Raw genomic sequence first — 16,945 nt, 5'->3', positions numbered from 1 at the left:
CATCCCCTGGCCGATTCGGCTCCCAGGTGGGGGCAACTGGCGAATTCCGTCCATGGATGATACTGCAACCGGTGGTGAGAGCATCTCATCCCGATCGGGCAACGCTTGGACGAAGAACCAAGCTCTCCTGCAGAGAAATTCAAGGTGAAGGCAAGGACCTCCCCGGAGCGCGCGGGCAATCTCCACGCACATCGACGGCAACGGTTTGCGGTCGAGAAACGGAGAGAAAACATGAAGATTGTCGTCATCGGGTGCACCGGCCTCATCGGAACGAAGCTTGTGGAGGACCTTCGCAAGCGCGGCCATGACGTGCTCGCAGCCGCCCCTGACACCGGCGTCAACACCATCACCCGCGAGGGTTTGGCCAAAGCGCTCGACGGCGCCGAGGTCGTCGTCGATGTGGCGAACGCGCCAGTATGGGAAGACAAGGCGGCCCTCGAGTTTCTCGAGACATCGGGCCGCAACCTGCTGGCTGCGGGCGCTGCCGCCGGCGTACGCCACCATGTGGCCCTGTCGATCGTTGGTAGCGAACGGCTTCCCGACTGCGGCTATTTCCGGGCGAAGGTCGCGCAGGAGAGCCTCATCAAGGCGTCCGGCATTCCCTACACCATCGTGCGTGCGACGCAGTTCTACGAGTTTGTCGGCGACATTGCCCAGTCGGCTGCCCAGTTGGCCACCCTAGGCAAGGAGATTCGCTTGTCGCCGGCGCTGATCCAGCCGATCGCGTCAGCGGACGTGGCAGCGGCGCTTGCCGACGTTGCAGTCGCGCCGCCGGTCAACGGCACGGTCGAAATCGCCGGTCCGGAGGCGATGCCGCTGGACGAACTGGTCAGGCGCTTCCTGCGGGCGACGCAGGATACGCGCAAGGTCGTGCCGGACGTCCACGCGCGCTACTTCGGTGGCCTCCTCTCCGATCGGACGCTCACACCCGGGGAGAACCCCCGCATCGGCGCGATCCGGTTCGAGGACTGGCTCGGTCGCTACCAGGCTCAGTCCTGCTTCGCCATGCAGTCCCCTCTTTTGGCGACTGCCGGTGCGGACAACTCGGACGCGCTTGCATCGAGTTTCGCGACGAGCTATCCCGGAGTCGTCGCCTTCATCACCGTCGTGGCCGAAGGCGGCTTTTCCAAGGCCGCTGACCGGCTCGGGATCACTCGTTCCGCGGTCAGCCGCGGCATCCAGAAGCTGGAGGCGCAGGTCGGCTTGCGTCTGTTGAGTCGGACGACGCGCAGCATTTCGCTCACGCGCGAAGGCGAGATCCTCCATGCCCGCTGCCAGCCCAGCGTCGCGGTCATCACACAGGCGATGGAGGACCTGCGCGATCTGCGCGACGGTCCGCCGCGAGGACGCCTGCGGGTCTCCGCTTCCGTGGGCTTCGGCCGCAAGGTGGTTGCGCCGCTGCTGTGGGGCTTCCAGGAGAAGTACCCCGACATCGAGATCGAGCTGCACCTGAGCTGCGTCGCCAGCGACTTCACGTCGGACCGCATCGACGTCTCGTTTCTCAACGGGCGCCTGGCCGACACCCGGATCGTCGCGAAACAGATCGTCCCGATGCAGACTTTGGTGTGCGCCTCGCCCGAGTATGCGGTAAGGCGCGGTATGCCCGAGTCGCCGGACGCGGTGATGCAGCACGACTGCATCAACGTCCGTCTGCCGTCGGGCCGCGTCTACGAATGGGAGTTCAAGGTGGAGGGGGGATCGCGCAAGCTGACTCCGCCATCGCGCCTCATGTTCAACGATGTCGGGCTAGTGCTGGAGGCCGTCCTCCAAGGCAAAGGCATCGCTCAGTTGGGCGGGTACCTGATCTGCGATCTGCTGCGCGGGGGGAAACTGGTTCACTCCATGCCACAGTACGCACCCGATGACCGGGGCCACTACATCTGCTACTTGAGCCGTCAGCATCTGCCGTCGCGTATCCGCGTGTTCGTCGACCACATGACGGCAGCGATCCGGGCGCTGGACCTTCAATGCGCGGGTGCTTTCTCACCAACGCCTGATGATCGACAGGTCGCCTCGGCGCCATTGGTGCCCCTGCGGGGTCAGTAGACTTGGCAAGACGACTGACAACGCGCGCGTGGAGAGCTTCAACGAGCGGCTGCGCCAGGAGTGGACGACGCCAGGGCCAAGATCTCTGCCTGGCGGACCCACCACAACGAGAGTCGACCCCACTCTGCGCTGGACTGGGCCACCCCCACCGAATTCGCCCGCCGATGCGGCCTGCAGGTCACATCGGCGATCCTTCCGGGGACAGGGTCAGCCGCCCTAGCCGCCGAGGATGGCCTACAGTCAGAACGGCAGTTGCGTTGAGTCGGGGTGGATTCGCGGAGACCCGGTTCTCCGCAAGAGGAACGAAGCCGTTCGTGATGCCGTCCAGCGCACTAATGGAGCCGGTTTCAATGTCGTACACCCCGCCGTGCAGGTTCAACCGTCCCTGCTCGACAGCGAGTGCCACAGAAGGGTGGGTTCGAAGGTTGGCAAGCTGGGCAATGACGTTCTCTCGCACCATGGAGTCAATGCGCGCCCGCTCGGATGCGTGCTCTCGCGATTCATTGACGGCCTTTGCGGCGCCGGCGTGGTGCAACCAGCCAGAAACAGCAGGCATATGGTCCAGGCACTTGCAAGTCGCGACTGCCGTCATGGCACCGCAGTCGGAGTGACCGCAGATGACGACATCGGTGACGCTAAGGCCGGCGACCGCGTACTCGACACTAGCCGAGACGCCTCCAGGTTGCACCCCGTAGGACGGCACGATGTTTCCGGCATTGCGGATGACGAACAGTTCGCCCGGTTCTTGTTGTCAGCAGTTCCGGTATGACGCGACTGTCCGAGCACGAGGGTTCTGGGTGGTGGCCAGATGCTTGAATGGATCGCGGTAGGAATGCCCATTACTGAGCACCCCCCGCACAGATCCCGGCGTGCCCAATTCGGGCACCGGGCTCCTACCTCGGGTGTTTGACGGCGAAGCGCTGATCGGGCCATGGATGGAGGATTCGAGGTTGCGGGAGCCAAGCATCTGCGAGCCGGCTCATTCGCTCCCATGTCATTGCGTCCTTCTGGCTGCGTCGCCGGAGCGTGCGCCGCCATAGGTCAGTGACGTGATAGCGGAATGCGCCAAGCACTCGCGAGTTTGTGGGTACAGCGTGATATGCGAAGTAGCCGCGAACCACCTGCTTGAGCCATCGTCCCTGTACAGGGATCAGGTCGTGCATGCGCCTCCGGAGCTCCTCCTTGACCTGCCTGAGCTTCGCCCGCATGCGATCGCCTCGGGTCTTTCGCTGCAACTGAAAGGCACCACGGCGCGATCGTCCGCAGATAAAGATGAAACCCAGGAAGGCAAAGGTCTCCGGTCGGCCAAGGCCTCGGCGCTGACGGTTGACCACTGCGTAGCGGCCAAACTCCAGCAGCCTCGTCTTGTCCGGGTGAAGCGCAAGCGAGAACTCCTCCAACCTCAGTCGCATCGCGTCCCAGAATCGCCGCGCGTCGGCTTCGTGCTCGAAGCCGACCACGATATCATCCGCGTACCGCAGAATGATGAGGTTGCCTTTAGCTTCCCGCCGTCGCCACCGGTTGGCCCAGAGATCAAACACGTAGCGCAGATACACGTTCGCGAACAGTGGCGATGCCACCGAACCCTGCGGTGTCCCTGTTTCACTGACGCTCAGTTCTCCATTCTCCAGAACGCCCGCCTTGAGCCTTTTCCGCACAAGGCGAATGATGCGCTCGTCGCCGATCCGATGCTCCATGAACCGAACCAGCCAGTCCTGGCTGACCGAGTCAAAAAAAGCTCCGGATGTCGGCGTCTAAAATCCAGTTCACCGGGGTGCGGATGATGGCCGTTGCCAACGCGTCCAGCGCATCATGCTGACTGCGTCCGGGTCGGAACCCGTACGAGAAACCGAGAAAGTCTTCCTCGTAGATCGCATTTAGCACTTCAACCACCGCGCGCTGGACGATTTTGTCTTCCAGTGCGGCAATCCCCAATGGGCGCTGTTTTCCGTCCGGCTTGGGTATGTACTGCCGCCGTACGGGCAGTGCCCGATACGCTCCGCTGAGTACTTGCGTGTGCAGTCGCTGGAGATGCTCTTCCAGTCCTGCCTCGTAGTACCGCCACGTCATACCATCCACTCCCGGAGCCGCGTTGCGTTTGAGCGCATAGAACGACTCCCGAAGCCGGTCGACCGTGACGTGATGCAGCAGCGCGGTGAACCGCTCCTTCTTCCGCTGCCTTGCAGCCTGCCGTACACGTTCCAGCCCGTGTGGCACGCTTGCCCGGTTCTGCGCCCGGCACGTGTTGGGCTGACCCATGTTCCCCTTGGTCCCCGCCCTTCGCTCCACCCACTCCGCAGCCGATATTCCGGCGTTGTTCGCAGGCTTCCTCGCTAATATGGCGGAGTCTGACTTCTCCCGTCCGTTCATCATCGGCTGCGGCTCCTCGCCTTCCCGATGCGGACCAGCCCATGCTGCGACTGGCCAGATGAGAGATCTCCCGGTTCCCGTGCAAGGAGCGTCCATACGTGCCAGGGTCTTCGACCACGCCGGGTCGTCGGGGCACTCGCGCTCACGCGCCCCTCCGTATAGCCTTCCGCGTACTGAACCGCGTCGGCACCCGGGATGACAGTCCTATCGTGGCTCAATGGCTGGCCCACACGCTCCCCTACCGACGCTTCGCCGACATCCTCGCGGATGCCTGCGCACGGCTCGGCGCCGATGTGGTTCGCTATTCCTTCATCGTAGTGGACTCGCACCACTTACTCCTTGCCGGTCTCCCGGCGCACTCAGTATGACTCCCCTGGGGGCAAGAGGGCTGGCCTGCCGCGAGGAATCAAACGCGGGTTAGCATGACTGCCAGAGCCGCACGGTGCGGACAGCGCCGCACCCGGCGATTTCCAGCGCGGAGGCCAGCATGGAAAACGATAGCACGTTGTATGTGGGGCTGGACGTTCACAAGGACTCGATCACGGTCGCCTACGCACTCGGCACGGGCGAGGTCGAACTACTTGGCAAGATCGGTACGTCAAAGGCCGATATCGATCGCCTGTGCAAGCGTCTGCAGTCTAAAGCGCGCCGGATCCGCATCGTCTACGAGGCGGGCCCATGCGGATATGGCCTTTACCGGCAGCTTGCAGGGAAGGGATTCGAATGCATGGTGTGCGCGCCGTCGCTAGTCCCGAAGAAACCCGGAGAGCGCGTCAAGACCGATCGGCGCGATGCGGTCAAGCAGGTGCGCTCGTTGCGTGCAGGGGACCTGTCGGCGGTGTACGTGCCCAGCGTCGAGGACGAAGCATTCCGGGATCTGTCACGCGCCTGGGTCAACGCCAAAGACGATCTGAAGCGCGCCCGCCAACGGCTGAAGGCCTTTCTGCTTTCGCACGGTGTCCGCTACAGCGGCAAAGCCGACTGGGGACCGGCGCACCGGCGCCTTTGCGTTCGATAGCGCATGGCAGCAACTTGCCTTTGACGAATATCGACGTGCCATCGAGGACCGGCTCGTGCAATGCAGCCGTCTCGAGGCGGCCCTGCGCGAGGCAGTGGTCAACTGGCGCTTCTACCCTGCCGTACTGGGCCTGCAGGCCATGCGCGGGGTGCAGTTCACCACGGCGATAGGCATGCTCGCCGAGTTGGGCGATCTCTCGCGCTTTGTCTATGCAAGAAAGCTACTGATCGAGGCCGCCTGGAGTTACCGGCACCCGGCACGCGTGAGCCCCGAGATTCAGCGCCGACACGAAGGCATCCCCAAGGCCATCGTTGACCGGTCCTGGGACGCCCAGCTTCGACTGTGCCGGCGCTATCGGAAACTTGCCGCGCGCGGCAAAAACCCGAACATTGCCGTGGTTGCGGTGGCTCGCGAACTGAGTGGGTTCATCTGGGACATCAGCCAGCTCGCCATGTCGCTTGCCGTACCGAACGCGGCCCAGACAACGTAACCCAGCGCCTCAAGATACTAACCAATATCTCACACCACTGTGGAGCCAGTTTCCTGAAGGCGGCGTAGCCCCGGCACACCGAGCAACCCGCGACAAAGCTAGGCAACGGATTTCATCCGACTTGCGGCAATAGATAGCGGCAGGCTCATTGGGCGGACCTCTGTAATGCGGTAACCAACCCGCGGATATCAGCTTGATCCACCGTCGACACTTACTGCTACGTCGCCTTTAGGAAATTGGGAGGGGGGAAACAACATGCAACTGCAAAACTGAATCAAACCAATCTCGATTGACACTGGGAGTCATATCAGCTTTGTGCGCTTGGGAAACTCCTCGCGCTGAAACTTCAGAAAGCCTTCGACAAGGTTTTGCATGAGGACGCTTTCGTCATTGGGTGCAAACTCGATGTGCTGCGGCCGCAGTCACCGCGCGCTGATTGACTTGATCGGCTTGTCTGTGTGGTGAAGCAGTTCTTCATCCTTGCGCAGCCGCAGTGACTTTGGAAGGCACCTGCGGCAGCATTCCCAGAAGCCCGCAAGAAGGGCCGGTGGACTCGTGCGGCGCATTCGCCACCCGCGACCTAGGCGAAATCCTCGCCCAGGAGGGCGAGGCAATCACAAGTCACCGCGCGGTGGTGGGCTTCGCGAGCCGGGCGACGACCTCGTCGGTCGTCCACAGCGCGTTGGCGATGTAGCGGAAGTTGATCAGCGCGCTGAGATTGCCGTCGCCCTCAGGCAGTTTCGGGGCTGCGACCGCATCACGCACGATGGCCACCTCGAAGCCTTGCTCCGCAAACTCGCGCAAGTGGGACTCCACGCACAGGTTGGCCAGCATCCCGGCGAGGACGATCTTGGTGACGCCCTGCTTGCGAAGCTGGAACGTGAGATCGTTGGTCTGCGGGCTGTAGAGCTTGTGGGGCGAAGCGACGATGGTCTTGCCGTCCTCGATGTAGGGCTTGAACTCGGGCATGAAGTCCGCGCCCGAACCGCGGAACCCATCCAGGCTCAGTGCGCTGGGCCTGTCGAAGATCTTGATCTTGTGCTGAAAGAGCTCGACGGGGGCCTGGAACTTCCATTGGTGGTCGTGCGGGTAGTAGTAGTGAGGCGAGATCGCGACGACGATGCCCGCCTTCTTCGAGGACTCGAACAGGCGCAGCAGGTTCGGCACGAGCCGTTGCTCGGTGACGGCTTCACCCACAGCGGACCAAGCGGCGCCCTTCGGGCTCATGAAGTCGATCTGGGGATCGATCACGACCAGGGCGGTGCGTTCCAGATCGAGTGTCATCGTGGGAACGGGCATGGCACGCTCGGTCGGATCGGTGTACTGCGCCGGTTGTACCGGATGTGGATGTGCCGTGGCGGTTGCGATGCTTGCAACGGCCATCGCAAGCGCGGCCGTCAACCGAAGCGTGGCGCGAGCAACGCATCGGCGGTCATGGTTCTTGAAAGGTTCCGACGACTGCTGTTGGTAGTTGCTGCGTTGGGTCATGTTGGTTCCTGGGACTGGGGTGGACAACGAACACGCCGCGAGGCTCTCGATCCGATGCATCGATGCTGACGTGATGCGTTGAAATCTAGAAGCAAATGCCCGCCTGCACTAGGGGCTGGGTGCGGATAAATCTGTTGATCGCGAAGTACCAATCGCGCTCAGCGAGAGTCCGTCAAGAATGAGCCGGCGCATTTGAAGATCCTGTCGCGCGGATGGCTGAGCTCGGTGAACGACCCAGCGGCGCGCGATGGATGCGTTGCCGCGACATTGGTGAAGCTCCTGCAACATCGAATTGCCCGTGATGCATATCGCACGGCGAGGAGACCATGGCTAGACTGATCGCGTCTCCACTCAGGTCTATACCCATGAAGATTGATCCCGCGCCAATACAGCCTAGCTTCGCTGGAGTCACGCGCCGTCAGTTGTTGGTCATTGGGGCAGGCACTGCAGCAGCAGCGGCTTTGCCATTCGCAGCGTCCGCTGCTCCTACTGCGCCGAATGGCGCTGAAACGCCGGAAGGAAATCCACCCATGAGCTATGTCACCACCAAAGACGGGGTCCAGATCTTCTACAAGGATTTGGGTCCCTCCAATGGCACTCCGATCGTCTTCTCGCACGGATGGCCTCTGAGCTCCGACGATTGGGACGCGCAGATGATGTTCTTCCTCTCCAAGGGCTATCGTGTCGTCGCGCACGATCGGCGCGGGCATGGCCGCTCGGCGCAAGTCTGGAACGGCCACGACATGGATCACTACGCCGACGACCTCGCCGCGGTCGTGAACCATCTCGACCTCAAGGGCGCGATCCACGTCGGCCACTCCACCGGCGGCGGCGAGGTCGTGCGCTATCTGGCTCGCCACGGCGAGAAGCGGGCCGCGAAGGCCTGCCTCATTAACGCCGTGCCGCCGCTGATGGTCAAGACCGCGTCGAATCCCAGCGGCCTGCCGAAGGACGTGTTCGACGGCCTGCAACTGCAGACGGCCACGAACCGGGCGCAGTTCTACCGCGACATTCCCGCCGGGCCGTTCTACGGCTTCAACCGGCCGGGCGTGAAGCCGCAGGAAGGCATCATCCAGAACTGGTGGCGCCAGGGGATGATGGGCAGCGCCAAGGCGCACTACGACGGCATCGTCGCGTTCTCGCAGACCGACTTCACCGACGACCTGAAGAAGATCGGACTGCCGGTGCTGGTGATGCACGGCGACGACGACCAGATCGTTCCCTACGCCGATTCCGCGCCGCTGTCGGCCAAGCTGCTGAAGAACGGCACGCTGAAGACCTACAAGGGCTTCCCGCACGGCATGCCGACAACGCACGCGGACGTCATCAACGCGGACCTGCTGGCTTTTATCAAGGCCTGATTGCGTCGAATCAGTCGGCACCGTCGATGGCCGGTCCACCCTTGAGGTGGAGGCCATCGACGCGACTCCCACTCTGGACGTCCAGTCCTCCCTCCTGAAGACGCTCCGCTGAACCCCTCTTCTTGCCCACATTGCCATGACCAAACTCACTCATGCCAACGGCGCCCCCGTTGTCGACAACTTCAACATCGAGACCGCCGGTGCGCGCGGCCCCGCGCTGCTGCAGGACATCTGGCTGCTCGAGAAGCTCGCCCACTTCGACCGCGAGGTGATCCCCGAGCGGCGCATGCACGCCAAGGGCTCCGGCGCTTTCGGCCACTTCACGGTGAGGCACGACATCACGGCGTACTCGAAGGCCAGGCTCTTTTCCGGCATCGGCAAGAAGACGGACGTCTTCGTGCGCTTCTCCACGGTGGCCGGCGAGCGCGGCGCGGCGGATGCCGAGCGAGACATCCGCGGCTTCGCGGTGCAGTTCTATACCGAGGAAGGCAATTGGGACCTGGTGGGCAACAACACGCCCGTGTTCTTCCTGCGCGACCCGCTGCGATTTCCCGACCTGAACCACGCAGTCAAGCGCGACCCGCGCAGCAACCTGCGCAGCGCCCAGAACAACTGGGACTTCTGGACGCTGCTACCCGAGGCGCTGCACCAGGTGACCATCGTGATGAGCGATCGCGGCCTGCCCGATGGCTATCGCCACATGCACGGTTTCGGCAGCCACACGTTCAGCCTCATCAACGAGGACAACGAGCGGCACTGGGTGAAGTTTCACCTGCGCAGCCGGCAAGGCATCCGTAACCTCACCGACGCACAGGCCGCCGCGATCGTCGCCAACGACCGCGAGAGCGCGCAGCGCGACCTGCTCGAGGCGATCGACGGCGGCGACTTCCCGCGCTGGACGTTGTGCATCCAGGTGATGACCGAGCAGCAGGCGCAGGTCTGCCCGTTCAATCCCTTCGACCTCACCAAGGTCTGGCCGCACGGCGACTACCCACTAATCGAGGTGGGTGTGCTGGAGCTCAACCGCAACCCCGACAACTACTTCGCCGACGTGGAGCAGGCGGCGTTCTCGCCCGCCAACATCGTGCCGGGCATTGGCTTCTCGCCGGACAAGATGCTGCAGGGGCGGCTCTTCAGCTACGGCGATGCGGTCCGCTACCGGCTGGGCGTGAACGCGCACCAGATCCCGGTGAACGCCCCGCGCTGCCCGGTGCACAGCTATCACCGCGACGGCGCGATGCGCGTGGACGGCAACCAGGGCGGGCTGCCCGGCATCGTGCCCAACAGCTGCGGCGAGTGGGCCGACAGCCCGCGGCTGGCGGAGCCGCCGCTGGCGCTCTCGGGCGCAGCCGCGCACTGGGACCATCGCGCGGACGAGGACTACTACTCGCAGCCGGGGGCGCTGTTCCGACTGATGTCGCCCGAGCAGAAGCTGCAGCTCTTCGACAACACGGCGCGCTCGCTCGGCGGCGCGAGCGAGGACGTGCAGCAGCGGCATATCCGCAATTGCACGATGGCCGATCCCGCCTATGGCGCAGGGGTTGCCGAGGCGCTGAAGAACCGCTAGTCAGGCACCGGGCGCGTTGGTGCAGCAAGTTGCCCAACGCGCCCGTGAAAGGCGGGGCAGAGTGCGTACGCTTATGCGCATCAATGAAGAGGTTCACTTGAAACGATGATCACAATGCTTGGACTGTCCACCCTTGGCGCGGTGCACACCGCATTCGCCCTCGTGGCCGTTGTCTGCGGCTATGCAATGCTCCTGCGCTTCGGCCGAATCAGCGCCGAACTGAGCCTCGGCAAGACCTACATCGTCGGCACCGCCATCAGCTGTTTTACTAGCTTCGGCATCTTCATGCACGGCGGGTTCAACGTCGCGCACTCGTTGGGCATCCTGACACTCGTGGTGCTGGGCGTGGCCGCCGTCGCCGGCCGGTCGCGAGAGACCAGCCGTCTGGCGACCTACGTCGAAACAATCGGGCTCTCGTTAACGCTGTTCTTCCACATGATCCCGGGGCTGACCGAGACCTTCACGCGCTTCCCGATGGGTTCGCCACTGTTCTCTGGCCCCGAGGATCCGAAGCTGCAGAAGGTCGTCGGATTTGCCTTCTTGTTGTTCCTCATCATCATTGCGCTGCAGATTCGCCACATCTGGAAGGCGCCGACGTTGATGCGGTGCCGGACCGGCCTGGCCTGATGACGTCACAGATGTTCACCCCGCGGTCGCTTCGGGCGAGGCATGGTGGTTCCACTTGCGAATCGCCCGCTCCGCAGAATCCTGATTTTGTATCGCCAGGAGTATACCGGAGGCTTGTGCCACCACCGGCCGACGGGGCGGTAGCCAGCGGCGCTGGCGCCGATCCCCGCGGCGCAGATATTTCCTCGCCTTCCAAACCAACCGGCGAGGTTGTCGCACGCGCGAAGCAGCAGCCGAACGGCGACCGTCGCAGGCGCCCAGTTCCCTGCGCCGCGCGTGCGCTGCATGCCGTCGTCCGCAGCCCCCTCCAGCTCCTTCAGCGTGTCATGGGCCAGCACGAACCATGCATCGGCATCGGCGGTGGCCGCAACATTTTCGCGGCTTTAACCGCTTGGCTCGAGCTCGAGCCATCGGTCCGCCGGTGAGATGCCGGTTGCGAAGCCATCATGCCTCGACGTCCAGGTCGAGGCACTTCAGCGCCCGCTCAAACTCTTCGCCACCGCTGATCGCGCCGGCAGGGGCAAACAGATAGCGCTGGTTGTTTGCGACCAAGTCATGATGGGACCTTTCCTGCGACCCCAGGGCCAGTCGGTGCAGTGTAGCTAGCGCGTTGAAATAGCACCCGGGCCAGGCCGCCGGCTCGCCCATCCGATCGGGCCGGTTGAGCTCGGTGTGGAGGTAGTTTTCGCACTGCTGATGGGTCGCCAGATCACGGTGCCGCAGCGCCTGAAACCAGCCCGGGCCGCGCAGCTTGAGCGCAATCAGATAGGCCAGAAGACCGGCCCAGCGACGTTCCGCAAGCACGTACAGCGCACAGCCGCGCTCGATGTCGCGCAGCGACAGATCGAACACGACCGCACACGCGGCAAACGCAAGGGCGAATTCCTTCTTCTCGCTTTGGGGAAAGCCGTAGCCGCGCCAGGGTGGCGTCGACAAACAGCTTGGTCGGGTGGGCACGGTCCCCGACCATTCGGGAGGGATTCTTCGGCAGCCGCAGCGCGAGGTGCAGGAACTTGCCGAGATAAGCGCCGGCATCGGTCTCGGCATCGGTCTCGGCACCGTACACGCCGCGGATCGCCTTCTCAAGCTGGTCGCGGTTCATCAGCAGCACGAACACCAGGTTGGGCACGTCGAAGAAGTGCTTGATCCGTTCGATCAGGCGCACCGCAAACTCGAGGCGACAACGGTCCAGTTCGTCGATGAAGATCACCACCGGCTTGTCGGGCGCCTTGACGAACCCGGCCAGCTCGGCGTGGAACGCCTGCACCGACGCCCGTTCCTTCTCGTGGTCGTTCAGTTTGCGCTTCACCCAGGCCTGCGCGGCGTCGCCCCCTTTTTCCGCGCCCTTCGCGGCGGCCTCCGAAAATTCCCCGGCCAGATCGTTCGTGCCAATCACCTTGCCGGCCAGATTGATTGCCGCCTTGGTGGCTACCGGCAGCAAGGCGCTGCCGACCTTGGCGGCCTTGGCGGTCAGGCGCTCCACGGCCGACGCATCGGCGGCGCCCAGGCGCTTGATCTCGGCCGCCAGCAGCAGGAACGGATCCTCGACGTAGTCCTGCGCGAAGGCGTCGATCACGCCGACCCGGTAGCCGGCCTGACGCAACTGCGCGGCCCAGCGGCGCGCGAACCAGAGGGTCGACCGGGATTCGCAAAAAATCCGCCACATCCCTGCGCAACCCATTGATTTATCGATGGAACCTAGTTTTTTAGTGGCCGGTTGGCACCCACCCTGCCCCCGGCGAACAGAAAGAACCCAAATTGCACCGCATAGTGGCTAAAACTGCATATTTCCTCGAAGTGAGGGGGGGAAGGCAAGAGCACTTAGCCCGTCAACCTGTCATCAAAGGCGTGCAAATTCCTTTCCACGGCGCACACGCTGCTCGAGGGTGCCTGATATCGGTTTCGGAGCGGAACGGTTTTGGGAAGGGAGTAGACCTTGGCTTCCGCAAATGGCGACAGGACGACCTGCAACGATGACGATGTCCGCCGGCATTCGAGCCATCCTGGTCGTGCCTAGGGGTGACTACATTGGCTCAGAAGATGTGGCGGATACCGAGAGAGAGCCCTGCCTGTCCGGCGGCTCCCGGCGCCTTGTAGTAGACCTGTGCCGTGGCCGGCAGGAATCCGATCGATTGCCCGTTCGGCAAGTATCCGATGTTGTCCCAGTTGAGCGATGCGTTCCGTGCATAAACGACTGCAGCAAATACATCCGTACGCTTGGAAAGGTTGTAGTCCGCCAGTGCCAGATACTGCTGCGGGTTCTTTGGGTTCACGACGGCGCCACCAACGGTAGCGCGCTTGATATCGTCGTAGTAGTAGGCGAGGGTGAAATGGGCGGCCGGCGTGGCATCCCAGGTGACGCCGACCCAGTACATGTCATCGCGGTGCGGCAGCACTGTGGGGGTGCCGGACGATGGCGCGATGGAATTGCCCCATCGGTAGGTCGCCACCAGCTTGACGGTCCTGAAGGCGTAGCTCAGTCCGAACATGGCACGCATGTCGCGCCCGTAGTCATTTGAGCTGGAAGCTCCGTTCGCTTGCGCTGTGTTCAGCGTCTTGACCTCGTCATAGCCCAGGCCGACGCCAAAGCTGTCCGTGAAGTACGACAAGCCGGCACCGTATGCCGAACCCGCGGTCACCGTCCCGGCGCGCTCGCCAAGTGACCAGTGGGCACTCACTGAAAGCGGCCCGAACCTGCCGTCATACTTCGCCATATTGTTCTCCCGGAAGTTCGGGCCCGCAAAGGCCACCACCGGCTCGAACTCCGGCGCCAGCCCCGAGGGCGAGAAGTTCCCCATCGTCAGGAAGGCAGAGGTGTATTGCCGGCCGAACGTGAGCGTCCCGTAGGGGCTGCCCACGCCCACGAAGGCCTGACGGCCGAACAGCAAGCCACCGTTGCCGAGTTGCCCGTTATCGGTGTTGAACTGGTTCTCCAGCACGAAGAGAGCGCGATAGCCATTCCCAAGGTCTTCCGTACCACGCAAGCCGAAGCGCGACTGGGCGATGCCTGAAGAATTCAGGAGCACAGCCGAACCCGACCCTGGCGCGAGCACACCATTGCTGACGTTTTGCGCGTGATTCACGTACTGGACGCTGGATGTCGCCACCCCATACAGAAGGACGGAGGTCTGAGCATTCGCTCCCCCCATCAGTGCCATCGCTGCCGCACTGGCTGATACCAATCTCTTCATGTCTCCGGTCTCCGATGTCTTTTTTTTAGGCTGCACGGTACGGACTGCCACGGCAGGGGCGGAAGCCGCTGCCGGTACTGGCCGTACGCCCTCCTTTACAGCAGGCTGCACGCCTCCTCGAATGCCAGCCTGGGATTGCGGGGATACAACTTCGCCCTGTCTCCGTAACCGAGGTTGCACAGGAAACTGGTCTTCACCTCGGCGTTCGGTACGGCCTCTCGCCAGAACGGGTTGACATGCCCGTCCGGAAAGAACTCGGCATCGACCCTGGCGGCGTCGAAGCCTGACATCGGGCCGCAGTCCAGACCCAGCGCACGCGCCGTGATGATCAAGTACGCGCCTTGCAGGGCGGCATTGCGGCGTGCCGTCACGTCGGCAAGCGCCGGGTCGCCTACAAACCAGGCGCGCGCATCGACATGCGGCATCAGCTTCGGCAGTTGTTCATAGAATTTCCTGTCATAGGCAATGATCGCGGTGACGGGCGCGGCCATCGTCTTCTCGACATTGCCGGGCGCCAGTGCCGGCATGAGCCGCTGCTTGGCCTCGCGGGTTTTCAGGAACACAATCCGCGCCGGGGCGGCATTGGCGCTCGTCGGCCCCCATTTCATGACCTCGTAGAGCTGCCGCAGGGTGTCATCGGCGATAGGCTTGTCGAGCCATGCATTGTGGGTGCGTGCGTTACGAAACAGCAGATCGATTCCTTCTGCGCTGAGACGGGTGTCCATCGTCTTACTCCTTGGTTCAGAGGTGGGTAACAGGTTTTTCTTCCGGATGCTTCGATTGGTACAGGTTTCAGGGCGACTGCATCGCGGCGGGGGCGAACGCGGGCAGGCACGTGCCGGCGCGCGGAAGGCCCAGCAAGGCGCGCGCCTCTGTCGGCGTGGCTGGCTCGCAGCCCATCTCGCGCACCAGCCGCACCACGCGCTCGGTCAATTGCGCGTTGGTGGCCAGTTCGCCGGGGCCGTAGTAGAGGTTGTCCTCCAATCCCACGCGCACGTGGCCGCCGAGCAACAGCGAGTTCATCGCGGCGGGCAATTGCGCCGGGCCGATGCCGCTCACGCAGAGCAGGCAGCCCGCCGGCAACAGGTCCACCATCGATTGCAATATCCGCGGCGTGTAAGGCATTGCGTTCTGGAAGCCACGGTGTGCGCCCAGCACGAGATTGACGACGAACGGCTCCTCATCAAAGCCGGCGGCCGTCAGCGCGGCCACGTCCTGAACAATGTGGGTTGGACTGAAGACTTCCCATTCGGGCTTGATACCGCGCCGCTTCATCTCCATCGCCAGGATCCGCGAGCGGTCCGGCGACGTGTGCATGAGCAATTCCCTGTCCCCGAAACTGGCGATGATCGTGGTGGCGTCCAGCGTGCACATCTCGGCGCCGGCGTCCATGCCCTTGAGACGCTCCTCCCAGAGGATCTCCCAGTACCCGTTGCCAGGCTGCCCGATCATGTCGCCGTGCACGCCGCCGCCGGTGGAGTTGTTGATGACGATGTCGCTGCGGTCACGAATCCGCTGGTTGATGTCGCGGTAGATCGCCGGGTCACAGGTCGCGCCGTCGTCGGGCCGGCGCGCATGCACGGCTACGACGCTGGCGCCGGCGTTGTAGCAATCGTAGACGTCTCGCGCGATTTCGTCAGGCTGCGTCGGAAGATGCGGGTTCTGTGATTTGTGCGCCATCCCGCCAGTCGGGGCGATGGTCACGACTACCTTGGGTCTGTTCATCGATCGTCTCCTGTCGTCTGTGTCTGCACCCGGCGGTACATGCTTCGACTTCATGCAGTATATGGAATTGAATTCTTTTGTCAATTTGACTTTTTAGTTCATTTCGATTTCAATGACTTCCATCGGCTGCACGTCTGCTTGCCGCGCCACCAGAACACCGCAACTGAGGAGACTTCAAGATGAAATTAGTGTCGTTCGAGTACGACGGTCCTCCACGCATCGGCGTATTGCACGGCGATGCCATCGTCGACATGACCGAGGTAGTGCCCGGTCGCAAATTGCAGATGATCGACCTGCTCCGGATCGGCGAAGCCGGCATGGCGCTGGCCGCTCAGGCCAAGGCAGGGAATACACCGCGCATCCCACTGAGGGACGTTCGCCTGCTGGCGCCGGTGCCCCGCCCCGGCAAGTACCTCGGCGTGGGCGGGAACTACGAATCTCACTTGCAGGAAGCCGTGCACCTTGGCGTGAAGCGGCCGCAACATCCGATCTGGTTTAACAAGCAGACCACTTGCGTGACCGGACCCTTCGACCCCGTCCACCTGCCACGCGTATCAGCGCAGCTCGACTACGAATGCGAGCTAGGCATCGTGATCGGGCGGCGCTGCCGGCATGTAGCCGCCGAGGACGCCCTCGAGGTGATAGGCGGGTATGTGGTCTGCAACGACGTATCGGTACGTGACTGGCAGTTGCGTTCGCCGACCGCCACGCTGGGCAAGTCATTCGACACGCATGGTCCGTTTGGCCCGTACCTGGTCACGCCCGACGAAATCGGCGATGTGCAGGCTCTGCGCATCCGGACTTGGGTCAACGGCGAACTGCGCCAGGACGGCTCGACTGGCGAGATGCTGTTCTCCTGCGCGCAATTGATTGCCGATCTCAGCCAGGTTTGCACCCTTGAGCCGGGCGATGTACTGGCCACGGGTTCGCCGCGCGGCTGCGGTGGTCTTCGGCAGCCACCCGCCTATTTGCGAGCGGGGGACGTCGTCCGGATGGAGATCACGGATGTCGGCGCAATCGAGAACACCGTCATCGACGAACCTGACTGGATCGCATGAACAC

10 protein-coding genes and 4 pseudogenes are annotated in these 16,945 nt (G+C 63.2%); 7 read left to right on the top strand and 7 right to left on the bottom strand.

Annotation, left to right across the window (positions count from 1 at the left end; translation table 11 throughout):
• Positions 1-231: 231 nt before the first annotated feature.
• Positions 232-2,046 carry a LysR substrate-binding domain-containing protein gene (locus tag K307_RS50545; protein ID WP_080744834.1) on the top strand — a complete coding sequence of 605 codons (1,815 nt, stop codon included), beginning with the start codon at positions 232-234 and terminating at the stop codon, positions 2,044-2,046.
• 57 nt (positions 2,047-2,103) lie between these two features.
• Positions 2,104-2,307, top strand: a pseudogene (locus K307_RS48905) (integrase core domain-containing protein); the annotation flags it as partial.
• Here K307_RS48905 and K307_RS02160 read toward each other — a convergent pair.
• Both K307_RS02160 and ltrA read right to left on the bottom strand, forming a co-directional pair.
• Positions 2,225-2,864: pseudogene (locus K307_RS02160) on the bottom strand (carbonic anhydrase). The pseudogenes K307_RS48905 and K307_RS02160 sit on opposite strands and share 83 nt — an antisense overlap.
• A gap of 75 nt (positions 2,865-2,939) precedes the next feature.
• A pseudogene (gene ltrA / locus K307_RS02155) lies at positions 2,940-4,416 on the bottom strand (group II intron reverse transcriptase/maturase).
• 487 nt (positions 4,417-4,903) lie between these two features.
• Here ltrA and K307_RS02150 point away from each other — a divergent pair.
• Positions 4,904-5,924: pseudogene (locus tag K307_RS02150) on the top strand (IS110 family transposase).
• A 621-nt stretch (positions 5,925-6,545) separates the two neighbouring features.
• Here K307_RS02150 and K307_RS02145 read toward each other — a convergent pair.
• Positions 6,546-7,412 carry an isochorismatase family cysteine hydrolase gene (locus tag K307_RS02145; RefSeq protein WP_042876027.1) on the bottom strand — a complete coding sequence of 289 codons (867 nt, stop codon included), beginning with the start codon at positions 7,410-7,412 and terminating at the stop codon, positions 6,546-6,548.
• A gap of 530 nt (positions 7,413-7,942) precedes the next feature.
• Here K307_RS02145 and K307_RS02140 point away from each other — a divergent pair.
• From K307_RS02140 to K307_RS02130, 3 genes are all read left to right on the top strand, one after another.
• A complete protein-coding gene (locus K307_RS02140; RefSeq protein WP_042876025.1) occupies positions 7,943-8,773 on the top strand; it encodes an alpha/beta fold hydrolase in 831 nt (276 codons plus the stop codon).
• A gap of 136 nt (positions 8,774-8,909) precedes the next feature.
• On the top strand, positions 8,910-10,340 hold the full coding sequence (locus tag K307_RS02135) for a catalase (RefSeq protein ID WP_042876024.1): 1,431 nt from the start codon (positions 8,910-8,912) through the stop codon (positions 10,338-10,340).
• Between the two features lie 114 nt (positions 10,341-10,454).
• A complete protein-coding gene (locus K307_RS02130; RefSeq protein WP_042881085.1) occupies positions 10,455-10,967 on the top strand; it encodes a hypothetical protein in 513 nt (170 codons plus the stop codon).
• Between the two features lie 709 nt (positions 10,968-11,676).
• Here the strand turns inward: K307_RS02130 and K307_RS44065 are convergent.
• From K307_RS44065 to K307_RS02110, 4 genes are all read right to left on the bottom strand, one after another.
• Positions 11,677-12,648, bottom strand: coding sequence for a KAP family P-loop NTPase fold protein (locus K307_RS44065; RefSeq protein ID WP_080744833.1), 972 nt, complete (start codon positions 12,646-12,648; stop codon positions 11,677-11,679).
• Positions 12,649-13,000: 352 nt separating this feature from the next.
• Positions 13,001-14,194, bottom strand: a complete 1,194-nt coding sequence (locus K307_RS02120; protein ID WP_230625415.1) for a porin — start codon at positions 14,192-14,194, stop codon at positions 13,001-13,003.
• Between the two features lie 59 nt (positions 14,195-14,253).
• Complete coding sequence (locus K307_RS02115; protein WP_042876021.1) at positions 14,254-14,883, bottom strand: malonic semialdehyde reductase; 630 nt, start codon at positions 14,881-14,883, stop codon at positions 14,254-14,256.
• A gap of 67 nt (positions 14,884-14,950) precedes the next feature.
• A complete protein-coding gene (locus tag K307_RS02110; protein WP_042876018.1) occupies positions 14,951-15,883 on the bottom strand; it encodes a 3-keto-5-aminohexanoate cleavage protein in 933 nt (310 codons plus the stop codon).
• A gap of 179 nt (positions 15,884-16,062) precedes the next feature.
• Between K307_RS02110 and K307_RS02105 the strand changes: the two genes are divergently transcribed.
• Positions 16,063-16,941: a fumarylacetoacetate hydrolase family protein gene (locus K307_RS02105; RefSeq protein WP_042876016.1), complete on the top strand. Its 879-nt coding sequence runs from the start codon at positions 16,063-16,065 to the stop codon at positions 16,939-16,941.
• The last annotated feature ends 4 nt before the right edge of the window (positions 16,942-16,945 follow it).

The sequence above is a fragment of the Cupriavidus necator A5-1 genome (assembly GCF_000744095.1).
Taxonomy (GTDB): domain Bacteria; phylum Pseudomonadota; class Gammaproteobacteria; order Burkholderiales; family Burkholderiaceae; genus Cupriavidus; species Cupriavidus necator_A.
The sequence above is the reverse complement of the archived record's forward strand: the minus strand, read 5'-3'. Positions and strand labels throughout refer to the sequence as shown.